The sequence below is a fragment of the Pseudonocardia sp. SID8383 genome (assembly GCF_009864975.1).
GTDB classification, from domain to species: domain Bacteria; phylum Actinomycetota; class Actinomycetes; order Mycobacteriales; family Pseudonocardiaceae; genus Pseudonocardia; species Pseudonocardia alni.
Window position 1 is genome coordinate 1 of the sequence record NZ_WWFY01000178.1, and the last position, 7,110, is coordinate 7,110.

Genomic DNA, 7,110 nt, shown 5'->3' on the forward strand with positions numbered 1-7,110 from the left:
CGCCCGGCGCCCGTGCGGCCGGTCCCCGGCCCCCTCCGGGCCGGCCGGCATGGACGGCCCCGGACCGGTTTCGGTGAAGGCGGGCCGGTCGGCGGGCAGCGTGGTGTGGTGCACGACCACGGAGCCGTCGGCGTCGATCCCGACGCCGACGTCGAGCCGGGACCGCTGCGCCGCCCGGTGGGCCAGCGCGACGACACCGTCGGGACCCCCGACGGCCCCCGGATCCGGCCAGGTCGTGACCGGGACGCCCTCCTCCTCGGCGCCGGCCAGCACCTCGCGCAGCACCGGGTCCGGGATGTCCGGGTGGTGCCCGACGACGACCGACGGCGGCTCCGGGGCCGACGCCGGGCCCGGGTGGCTCATGCCGCCGGCTCCCCGCTGCCGACCAGCGAGCTCGCGTGCGCGTCGACCAGACCGGAGGCGACGGCGTTGCGCGGACCCTCGGTGCCGTGCACGTTACCGGTACCGCAGACCACGCCCGACCCGGCGAGCGCGTCGGCGATCATCTGCGGGATCTCGAAGTCCAGCGCGGACCCGCCGAGCAGCACGACGAAGTCGAGCATGCGCAGCGACCCGCTCGGGGCCACCTGGCGCAGCGCCCGCAGCGCGTTCACCACGAACACCCGGCGCTTCGCCTCCCGGCGCACCCGCACGACGTGGTCGATGGAGTGCCGCGTCGTCACCGGGACGGGCCCGTCCGGGGTCATGACGACGACCCGGGCGAACACGTGCGAGGGCAGCGGCTCGGTGAAGAACTGCACCGAACCGTCCTCGTGGCGGACGTGGAAGAAGCTCTCCACCTTCGCCAGCGGGAACCACTTGACCTGCTCGGCGGTCTCACGGTCGTCGAGCGCCAGCTCGGAGTCGATCAGCTTGGTGACCAGCTCGCCCGCGCCGGCGACGTGCACCGCGGAGCATGTGCCGTCCCGCAGCAGCAGCGCCGCGTCGGTGGAGCCGCCGCCCATGTCGAGGATCGCGATCGGTGTGTCGGTGCCCGGGGTGGTCAGGGCCCCGCGGACCGCCATCTCGCCCTCGACGCCGCCGATCCGGGCCGAGCAGCCGAGCGTCTCGGCGACCCGGTCGGCGACGACCTGCATCCGGCTGCGGCTGGTGCGCACCATCGCGGCGAGTGCGACGGCGTTCTCCAGCGACACCTCACCGGCCAGCCCGCCCCGCACCTCGCGCGGGACGAACGTGTCGATGGCCAGCACGTCGCGGATCCGGATCTCCCCGGCCGGCTGCCCGGTCACGTCGGTCATCGTGTCCCGGACCTGGGCGAGCATCCCGCCGACGTGCGTGCCGGGCTGGCCGGTCGCGTCGTCGAGGGGCTGCACCCGGGCCAGGGTCTCCATGATCTCGTCGGCGCCGGCGTCGACGTCGACCCGCAGGGTCTTGCCGGCCCCGGTCAGGACCAGCTCCCCCACCGGGACGCGGCGGTCGGTCACGTCCCCGGCCGGGGTCCGGACGACGACGGCCGAGCGGTTCCCGGTCAGCGCCCGCGCCACCGGCGCGACCTGCCGGGTCTGGTCGGGGTCGAGCTCGAACACCGTGGCCAGGCCGTAGGAGTCCGACAGGGTCCGGATGGTGCGCCCCGGCAGGGCGACCTCCACCGCCGCGGACATACCGAGCGGCACCCGCTCGACGGCGCCGACCTCGTCGACGATCGGGATCGAGACGTCGATCCGGTTCGCGACGAGCACCGCATCGTCCTGCGCCAGCACCGCCGCCACCAGCTCCAGGCCGCGTCCGAGCGCATCGTTCAGCACCCGCGCGACGCGGTCGAAGTCCCACCCGCGCCCGACGACGGCGATCACCGGTCCCTCGGGGACCGGGCCGGGGCCGGTGAGGTCCTCCATCGCGACGGTGACGCCGACCCCGATCCCGCTGCCGCCCGGCGTCGCCGGGTTGTGCCCGATCATCGTGGACTCGGTGATGATCGTCTCGGTGATCGTCTCCATGGCGAGACCGCTGATCACCGGTGTCGCCTCGTTGAGCAGCACCTCGTCCAGCTCGTCGGCGGAGCGCCGGGCCCCTTCCAGGGCCCGGCGGACCGCCTTCACCGCGCCGTCGGTGTTGTCCGGGGTTCCCTTGACCCCGGTGGTGCGGGTCAGGGCGGTCCCGAGGTAGGTGACCCGGCCGCCGGCGTCGATCGAGGCCACGCAGGCCTCGGTCGTCGAGTTGCCGATGTCCACGCCCACGACCAGCCGCGAGCCGTCCGTCCCGTGCACCTGTGTCTCCTTCAGCCTGCGACCGGTGCGCCGAGGGCGACCTCGACCGGACGCACCCCGGTGCGGATCTGCTCGAACTCCTTGAGGTGCAGCAGCGCCGCCTTGGCCTGCCAGCGGGGGCGGGCCATCTGGTCGTTGCGGGTCGGCACCGGCTGCGGCGACTCGCCCTTGGCGTACTGCGCGGCGTTGGAACCGATGCCGCGGAACACCTCGGCGTCGAGCAGCGGGGACTGCGGGAACAGCTCCAGGTTCGACAGCCGGGCCAGGTCCTTCTGATGGATCATCGTGGTGCCCCGCGACAGCAGGCCCACGCAGATCCCGGAGCCGGACAGCTTCGCGCCGGTGTGGGCGATGGCCGCCAGGTCGGCGGTGTCCCACACCCGGATCAGCCGCGACGTCACGCCCTGCTCCTCGATGCCCGCCATGAGCTGGCGCAGCACCTCGGCGTGCGGGACGTCGACGATCGTGCGGGTGAAGAACCCGGCGAACGCCGGGGACACCGCGATGACGACCTCGTCGGGCCGGGTGCCGCGCTCGGCGGGCCCGATCTCGGTGAGCGACAACGGGTTCTCGGTAGCGGTGCTCACGAGACCTCCTCCTCGGGGTTCTCGGCGCTGGTGACGTGGCGCAGCTTCTTCAGGGCGTTCCACCGGTCGCCGGTCAGGCGGTAGCCGGTGCCGGGACCGGCGTAGTCGTTGGCGTCGTTGATGGCGGCCTGCGGGACGAAGTTCTCGTCGAGGATCGCCGAGGTCTGGAGCAGGTCGCCGGACACGCGCTGGCGCAGGACCTGCAGCAGGTTCTCCGCGACGTCGTGGAAGCCGGTGCGCTCCAGGATCTTGACCAGGTCGAGACCGGTGATGCCGCGGTCCATGACCGACTGGGCGCCCTTGAGGTCCTCGAGGACCTCGCGCAGCGGGTAGTCGGCGCTGGAGTTGGCGTAGGTGGCCGCCTCGATCTCCTCGTCGGTGATCCGGGGCAGGTCCAGCTCCGCGAACACGGCCTGCATCGCGCGGGCCGCCTTCTCGCGCACCGCGAGGATCTCCGGCTCGCGGACGTGGCGCAGGCCGCCGTCGATCTGCAGGTCGCGCTGGATGGTGTTCCAGTCGTCGTAGTCCTCGACGTCGAGGTTCGACCCGGCGAACATGTTGTCCGAGTTCGGCACGCCGGAGAAGCCGGAGCACACCAGGTCCTGACCGGACAGCAGCTGCGGCATGAGCCGGCTGGTGCGGCGCATCGCCGAGTGCGAGAACGACTGGTCGTTGCCGGCCGCGCACTCGAGGTCGACCATGTTGCAGACCAGGTTCTCGGCGGCGACGGCCCGGATGCCGCCGGGGACCGCACCCGGGACGCCGATGCAGCTGATCGAGCCGTTCTGCAGGCCCTGGACGCCGGCGCCCTTGGCCATCAGGATGCAGCGGATCTCGAGGAACAGCATGGAGCGGCCCTCGGCGTTGCCCATCTGCACCTCCGACCCGGTGCCCGAGGTGAAGCGCATCTTGATGCCGCGGGAGGCGTAGGCGCTGGCGAGGAACGACTTCGACCACGGGGTGTCGTCGCCGTCGACGAAGACCGACTCGGTGCCGTAGACCGAGATCGTCTCGGCGTAGCCGGTGATGCCGCGCATGCCCAGGTCGAGCTCGGTGGCCTCCTCCAGCGCGCACTGGGTGATGACACCGCCGCGCCCGGACTGGGCACCGACCTGCAGGCCGATGGCCACGAGCGGGGCGTAGCGCAGGACGCCGAGGGTCGTCTCCATCTCGGCGAAGCCGCGCAGCGCGGCCTCGGCGGCGTCGGCCGCGACCTGGATGGGGTTGTCCCGGGCGCTGGTGGAGTGCGCCTGGTTGGCGGGGCTGCGACGGGCCCGCATCTTCTGCATCGACATCATGATCTCGACGACGTTGAGCAGCTTGACGACGTCGAGCAGCTTGGCCGGGGTGAGGCCGCGGGTGATGTCGAGCAGGTCGGCCCGGGTGACGCCCGGGTCGACGAGCATCCGCGCGATGTCGGTCGAGGGGATCGCGGTGGCCCGCTCGGCGACCTCGACGTCGATCGCGTGGTCGGCGATGAAGGTGTCCATGAAGTCGAACTCGGCGCGCTCGCGCCCGTCCATCTCGACGATCACGCCGTTCTCGACGCGGACGCTCGGCTGCGGGTCGAAGTCGCTCTCCATGGCGACGAGACCCTTCTCCGGCCATTCCTCGACGAAGCCGTCGAGGTTGACCGGGCGGGACTCGAGCATGTCCGTGCGCTTGGAGGTCCGGGCCCCGGTCGCCGGGGTGCCCGCCTCGGGGAGGGTGCTGGTCATCGGTCAGTCTCCTTCGCGGGCGAGCAGGTCGCGGGCGGCGTAGACCTGCGCGGCCTCGCGGACGAGCGCGGCGCAGGTGGCGGCGGCGTAGTCGTTCTCCAGCCGGTCGGCGATCTCCGCGAGCCGGGCGGCCGACGAGGCGCGGGGCCGCAGCGCGTTGTAGATCGCGAGGACCTCCTCGTCGGGGACGGCGGTGAGTTCGGCGGCACGCCGCATGTTCTCGGCGAGCTGGCGGCGGCCGACCGAGTCGGAGATCTCGCCCTGGAGCTTCAGGGTCTCGGGCGAGATGCGGAGGTCCTCGTTGCGGATCTCCCCGGACACGACGGCGGCCATGGTGACCTCCGCCAGCGGCCGGCCGGTCGGGGTGCGGAGCAGGTCGGGCCGCTGTACGGACAGCGGGTAGTCGGTGGGGCCGAGGGTGGTGGTCATCGGGTCTCCTCCAGGCGGGACGCCACGGGCTGCTCGACCGGGGCCTCCGGGTGCGGGACGCGGCCGACGGGGGTCTCGCCGGTCGCGGCGGCCTCCAGCTCGGCCGGGGTGAGGAAGCGCTCGACCAGCAGGACGAAGGCGCCGCCTCCGATCAGGCCACCGAGCAGCGGGGCGACGATCGGGAGCCACCAGTACGGGACACCGGCGGCGGTGACGAACGCGGTGTCGTAGCCGGTGACGAACGAGGCGAGTCGGGGGCCCAGGTCACGGGCCGGGTTGATCGCGTAGCCGGCGTTGGCACCGAACGCGATGCCGATGCCGACGACCAGGAAGCCGATCATGAAGGGCGCCATGTTGGCGCCGGGCGGGTTGTTCAACGCGTTGGTCAGCGCGAAGATCACGAAGACGAGCAGGGCGGTGCCGACGATCTGGTCGCCGAACGCGGCGAAGATCGTGACGTGCTCGCCGGGCAGGGTCGAGAAGATGGTCTGCGTGGCGACGGTGTGGCCGGGGTCGACCGCCGCGATCGGGCCGGCGTAGACGGCCCGCACGACGAGGGCGGCGAGGAATGCGCCGACCGTCTGGGCCAGCCAGTAGGGCACGACCTTGCGCCAGGAGAAGCCCTTGAACACGGCCAGCGCCAGGGTGACGGCCGGGTTGAGGTGGGCGCCGCTCACGCGGCCGGCGATGTAGACGCCCATGGTGACCGCGACGCCCCAGCCCCAGACCAGGGTGCCCCAGTCGCCGTTGGCGCCCTCGGAGGTCACGACCTGGGCGACGGTGCCGCAGCCGATGAGGATCAGGACGAAGGTCCCGGCGAACTCGGCTGCGAGCTCGCCGGCGTCCCCGCGGCTCACGCGAGTGCCGCGACGGCGGCCTCGGCCACCGTCACGTCCTGCTCCACCGAGCCGGCGCTGACCCCGACCGCGCCGACGAGCTCACCGTCGCGGTGGATCGGGATGCCGCCGCCGAAGATGACCATGCCACCGGCGGTGTGCTCCAGGCCGTAGAGCTCGGCACCGGGCTGCACCAGCGGGGTCAGCGCCGCGGTCGGCAGGTTCATCAGGATCGAGGTGCGCGCCTTGCGCTGGGCGATGTCGATGCTCGCGCGGATCGCGCCGTCCTGGCGGGCGAAGGCGAGCAGGTGACCGCCGTCGTCCACGATCGCCACGTTCATCGGCTGGCCGATCTCGGTCGCCTTCGCCAGTCCGGCGGCCAGCGCCTTCTCTGCGTCCTGGAGGGTCAGTCGCTGCATCCGGGCCTCACTCCTCGTCGAGTCGAGCTGCCCGGGTCCGTACCGGGCCACGACGAGGACGCTATGAGCGCGGTCACCCACGCAGATATGAGGACTCTCCCTACCTCACCCCCACCCCCACACCCTCCGGAGAGGGCCGTACGGCCCAGTCGGCGCCGGTGCGGAGGGGTCGACGGACCGGTCGCCGAAGCGGCGTCGACCAGGTGGCCCGGCCGGCCGCAGCGACGGCGGCCACGCCGTCCTGCGTGCGGCCCTCGCTCAGTTGCCCGCGCCGAAACGCGCGAGCATGGTCCGGTTGCGGGCACCGGTCTTCCGCAGCACCGCTCCGACGTGCTTCTCCACCGTCTTGACCGAGATGGCCAGCCGGGTGGCGATCTGCTTGTCGGCCAGCCCCTGTTCGACGAGTGCGCGGACCTCCCGCTCCCGCAGGGTCAGCGTGTGCTGGCCGCGGGCCGGCTGCAGGCCGGCGGGCGGCGCGACGAGCGGACCCGCTGTGCAGGGGGTGGGCGGGTCGGGCCAGCAGGCCCGCACGCGCGTCCCCCACCCGGGGACGCTGTCGATCTCCAGCCGGCCGCCGGCGGCGCGCACGGTGGACTCGACCCGGTCCAGCCCGGACCGGGACGCGGTGACGGGGTCGAAACCGCGGCCGTCGTCCTCGACGAGCAGACGGACCGTTCCCGTCTCGAACGCCAGCCCCACCCGCAGCGTGCACGCACCGGAGTGCAGCACCGCGTTGTCGAGCAGCAGCCGCGCGACCTCGTGCACCCCCGTCGCGACGACCGGGGCCGGCACCCGCTCGGTACCCAGGGTGACCACGCCGCCGCGGGCACCGAGCGCGCGCAGCGCGCGGTCCAGCTCGGCCCGCAGCTCCGGCAGCAGCTGCGGCGCGGCGG

General features: G+C 73.1%; 8 protein-coding genes. All 8 read right to left on the reverse strand.

The window, feature by feature from the left end:
* Window positions 1–363 (reverse strand): glycerol dehydratase reactivase beta/small subunit family protein (locus GTW08_RS04360; protein WP_161151445.1); only part of this gene is annotated, 363 nt, incomplete at its 3' end.
* Window positions 360–2,228 carry a diol dehydratase reactivase subunit alpha gene (locus GTW08_RS04365; protein WP_157818253.1) on the reverse strand — a complete coding sequence of 623 codons (1,869 nt, stop codon included), beginning with the start codon at window positions 2,226–2,228 and terminating at the stop codon, window positions 360–362. The genes GTW08_RS04360 and GTW08_RS04365, both read right to left, overlap by 4 nt.
* Before the next feature lie 11 nt (window positions 2,229–2,239).
* Entirely contained in the window at window positions 2,240–2,815 is a 576-nt protein-coding gene (locus GTW08_RS04370) for a propanediol/glycerol family dehydratase medium subunit (RefSeq protein ID WP_073574164.1), read from the reverse strand.
* Window positions 2,812–4,533, reverse strand: a complete 1,722-nt coding sequence (locus GTW08_RS04375; RefSeq protein ID WP_073574165.1) for a propanediol/glycerol family dehydratase large subunit — start codon at window positions 4,531–4,533, stop codon at window positions 2,812–2,814. Before GTW08_RS04375 ends, GTW08_RS04370 begins: the two co-directional genes overlap by 4 nt.
* A 3-nt stretch (window positions 4,534–4,536) precedes the next feature.
* Entirely contained in the window at window positions 4,537–4,962 is a 426-nt protein-coding gene (locus GTW08_RS04380) for a diol dehydratase small subunit (protein WP_073574166.1), read from the reverse strand.
* The gene (locus GTW08_RS04385) at window positions 4,959–5,819 is read right to left on the reverse strand and encodes an MIP/aquaporin family protein (RefSeq protein ID WP_073574167.1); all 861 of its coding nucleotides are present in this window, start codon (window positions 5,817–5,819) and stop codon (window positions 4,959–4,961) included. The genes GTW08_RS04380 and GTW08_RS04385 overlap by 4 nt, the downstream gene beginning before the upstream one ends.
* A complete protein-coding gene (locus GTW08_RS04390; protein WP_224402122.1) occupies window positions 5,816–6,268 on the reverse strand; it encodes a GlcG/HbpS family heme-binding protein in 453 nt (150 codons plus the stop codon). The genes GTW08_RS04385 and GTW08_RS04390 overlap by 4 nt, the downstream gene beginning before the upstream one ends.
* Before the next feature lie 207 nt (window positions 6,269–6,475).
* Window positions 6,476–7,110 (reverse strand): LuxR C-terminal-related transcriptional regulator (locus GTW08_RS04395; protein ID WP_237453532.1); only part of this gene is annotated, 635 nt, incomplete at its 5' end.

Bases quoted from the DNA above. Each gene is read 5' to 3' on its own strand.
- GTW08_RS04375 (WP_073574165.1), bottom strand. From the start codon at position 4,533: ATGACCAGCACCCTCCCCGAGGCGGGCACCCCGGCGACCGGGGCCCGG.
- GTW08_RS04380 (WP_073574166.1), bottom strand. From the start codon at position 4,962: ATGACCACCACCCTCGGCCCCACCGACTACCCGCTGTCCGTACAGCGG.